Raw genomic sequence first — 3,756 nt, forward strand, 5'->3', positions numbered from 1 at the left:
GGATATTCGTACCAAAATTTTGCGTCTTTTTCGCCATCGCGTCCCAGTACGGCTGCAACTCAGTGCCCTAGAATGTGGTGCAGCTTGTCTGGCGATGATTCTCAGCTACTTCGGTCGTCCCACTCAAGTCGCAGAATGCCGAAATCTGATGGGGATTGGGCGAGATGGAGCGACCGCAGAAACGATCGCGATCTCGGCGCGAACGTTTGGACTACGGGTCAAAGCCTATGCCGTTGAAGACCTCGCCGAATTTAGGTATGTGCCGCTACCTGCGATCGCCCATTGGAATTTTGAACACTTTGTCGTCATCGAGCGGTGGTCGCCCCAGCAGATCGAGATCGTCGATCCTGGCAACGGCAGACGGCGATTAAGCCCGATTCAATTTGCGGCAGCGTTTACGGGAGTCGTGTTGACCTTCGAGCCAGGAGTTAACTTCGATCGCCAATCCACTCGCGATCGATTTTCCTGGTACACCTATTTTTCAAGCTATTTCTTCCAAACCCCCGGTATCCTGCTGCAAATTCTGGGTGCCTCCTTCCTGCTGCAAATTTTGGGATTAGCCTTGCCAATTCTGACCCAAGTGCTAGTCGATCGAATTTTACCCGATCGCCATCTGGACGTGATGCCGATCCTGGGCATGGGAATGGCGATCCTGGTGCTGGCTCAAGTCGTGACTCATTATCTGCGGGCTACTCTACTCATCTTCTTGCAAGCTCGCTTGGATTCTCAGCTCATGCTCAGTTTCTTCGAGCATCTGCTCGCTCTACCCTTTCAGTTCTTCGAGCAACGCACGACAGGCGATCTCTTGATGCGTCTAGGTAGCAACGCCACAATTAGGGAAACTCTCACCAGCCAAACACTTTCAGTCCTGCTGGACGGGGCGTTTGTGCTAGGGTATCTAATCCTATTGTTGACTCAGGCAAACTGGTTGGGACTGACGGTGCTGGGAATTGGCATCTTGCAAGTTGCCATCTTGGTGGCGACCACCGCTCGGATGCACGACTTGACGCAGCAGGATTTATGGACGCAGGCAGAATCTCAAAGCTATTTAGTCGAAGCCCTCAAAGGCATCGAAACAATTAAAGCATCTGGAGCGGAAGATCGCACCCTCGATCGATGGTCGAACTTGTTTGTCAAGCAACTGAATGTATCGCTAAAACGCAACCATCTGAGTGCGATCGTCGATACCATCATGCTTTCGCTACGCATCTTTTCACCTTTGCTGCTGCTGTGGCTGGGGACACTATTCGTACTCAATGACACGATGACCCTCGGCAGTATGCTAGCCTTCAATGCGATCGCGATTGCAGTACTCGCACCGCTGTCTTCGCTGCTGGCAAACGGTCAACGGTTGCAAATGGTGGGTGCCCATCTCGAACGGCTGACTGATGTGCTAGAGGCAACTCCAGAACAGGATGTCTGTTTGGTACATGCCGCGCCCAAGTTGACGGGATGTATCGAACTCCAACAGCTCAACTTTCGCTACGATCCGAATGCGCCATGGGTATTGCAGGATATTTCCCTGACGATCGCCCCTAGGCAAAAAATCGCCCTGGTAGGTCGTTCCGGTTCCGGCAAAAGTACCTTGGCAAAACTGCTGTTGGGGTTATACTTACCAACCGAAGGAGAGATCCGGTATGACGATCTACCGCTGCAAACCCTCAACTGGCGTACCCTCCGCAGTCAGTTTGGTGTCGTCCTCCAAGAAGCTGCGATTTTTAGTGGATCGATCCGCCAAAATATTACCTTAAATCATCCGCAACTGTCCTTAGAACGAGTCATTCAAGCTGCTAAATTGGCAGACATTCACGATGACATTATCCGCTTGCCGATGGGGTACGAAACTCGCATCGCCGAAGGCGGATCGGGGCTGTCGGGCGGACAACTTCAGCGTGTGGCGATCGCCCGAGCGGTAGTGCATCAGCCCGCCATTCTGGTGCTAGATGAAGCTACCAGTCATCTCGATGTGCAAACAGAACACCAGGTACAGCAGAACTTAAATAACTTATCCTGTACCCGCATCGCGATCGCGCATCGTCTCAGTACAGTCCAGAATGCCGATTGTATTCTAGTGCTAGATGCAGGCCGAATTGTCGAACGGGGCACCCACGCTACGCTCATCGCCAAACAAGGAATGTATGCCGCTCTGGTTCGCAACCAACTTCAGCCATAATCGATCGACAATTTGGAGCGAAAAGCTCGATCTACCCCGTCCATTTGCGGCGGGGTTTTTAATGGAGATCGAGCTGAAATCTTTAGTTGACAAAGAACAGCAGTTGAAATCGCCATCCTAACAACATAGTTATCAATTATCAATTATCAATTATCAATTAATTTAAGATCCGATCTTTTCCGATCGTCAACAGCGGACTTTTCCCGATCTTTTCTGACTGTCAAACTGACTGGAGCAGAATATTCTGGAGACATGAAGCAGATTATTAAATCCTTCCTCCTTTCCAAATTACTAACGAGGTATATCAACATGGCAACCGTACAATCGATCGTTCAGCCAAATCTCTTTGAACTCGAAGGCTACAACACTCAGATTACTTATTCCTCCACCAGTATTATCGGCGTTCCCCAACTGTCTTACCTCAACGAAGGAAAAACTTTGAATTTCCGAGGCGATGACATTCACATCGAACAGACAAAACTCGGACAAATGGTGACAGTCGATCTCAGCCGTTCGCCAGCCTCAGAGATTCTGGAGACGTTAACCTTACTGATTCCGATCGTCAATCTCCCTGCTGCTTCCCCAGAACGAGCAGTTCAAACAACCGCAATTTTTAGCCAGATCGTCAAGGGAGTAAAACCCCAAGTTCAAACCTACATGACATTATGTTTGGCAGGGACGGCGAAACAGGTTGCATTTTAAACCCAGCAGGAGAGGGTTTTGATGCGATTTTCCCAAGAGCGATCGTCTCTCAGAGCCATAACAATAGCACAGCCCAAAGAAGCATTGTATGAAAGTTAAATTTGGTAATTATGTAGCTCCAGTCTCGATCTGTGCGGGATTGACGATCGTGGCTGTCGCTAGCTTACCTGCCATTCTAAATCGCCCCACCAGCAAAGATTCGATCGATCGAACAGCGGTAACAACCGATACTCAGCGGCTCTGTAGCAGCCTTCAGGCGACTAAACCCGTCGCCCGTACCGAGTTATTTTTTGGAGCGAGCAAACCCAATGGCACGGAAGTAAATAATGCTGAATTTCAGCGGTTTCTCGATCGCGAAGTCACCCCCAGATTCCCCGATGGCTTCACCTTAATTGCTGCCAACGGTCAATTCAAAAACGATCGGGGTGCCATCCTCAAAGAGCGATCGAATTTACTGATATTACTCCATCCAGTTGCCACAACCGACAACCAAAAGATCGAGCAAATTCGCAAAGCTTATATTACCACTTTTCAACAACAATCGGTGCTCCGAACAGACCAACTCTCTTGCGCATCTTTTTAAGATCGAGCGATCGACAAGGAGACTGTAATATGCCCATCAAAGTAACCAAATCAATGAAAAAGCTGGTTGACAAACAATTACTCGATCGACAAGATTTTGATATATTTGGAAAACCAGCCCAAGCTCAATCGATCGACAAAGAACCCAGTTCTAAAAACAATAATTCGACAGAGGATATCGTTCGCGCAGGACATCATAATCACCCAAGATTTCATCACGACATCTTCGATCTCATGTGACTTTGTTTTGCTTTAGCGTGAGGACTGACGCTTGCTAGTGCGCAGACAGGGAGATAAAG

At 49.0% G+C, this 3,756-nt stretch carries 4 protein-coding genes; all 4 read left to right on the forward strand.

Annotated elements, in window-relative coordinates; genetic code table 11:
- The first annotated feature begins 4 nt into the window (after nt 1–4).
- The gene (locus tag C7B77_RS25915) at nt 5–2,173 is read left to right on the forward strand and encodes a peptidase domain-containing ABC transporter (protein ID WP_106311787.1); all 2,169 of its coding nucleotides are present in this window, start codon (nt 5–7) and stop codon (nt 2,171–2,173) included.
- A gap of 309 nt (nt 2,174–2,482) precedes the next feature.
- A complete protein-coding gene (locus C7B77_RS25920) occupies nt 2,483–2,875 on the forward strand; it encodes a hypothetical protein (RefSeq protein WP_106311778.1) in 393 nt (130 codons plus the stop codon).
- Between the two features lie 88 nt (nt 2,876–2,963).
- Nucleotides 2,964–3,458: a DUF3574 domain-containing protein gene (locus tag C7B77_RS25925; RefSeq protein WP_106311781.1), complete on the forward strand. Its 495-nt coding sequence runs from the start codon at nt 2,964–2,966 to the stop codon at nt 3,456–3,458.
- 29 nt (nt 3,459–3,487) lie between these two features.
- Complete coding sequence (locus C7B77_RS25930; protein ID WP_106311784.1) at nt 3,488–3,697, forward strand: hypothetical protein; 210 nt, start codon at nt 3,488–3,490, stop codon at nt 3,695–3,697.
- The last annotated feature ends 59 nt before the right edge of the window (nt 3,698–3,756 follow it).

The sequence above is a fragment of the Chamaesiphon polymorphus CCALA 037 genome (assembly GCF_003003845.1).
In the GTDB taxonomy this organism is placed as follows: Bacteria; Cyanobacteriota; Cyanobacteriia; order Cyanobacteriales; family Chamaesiphonaceae; genus Chamaesiphon; species Chamaesiphon polymorphus.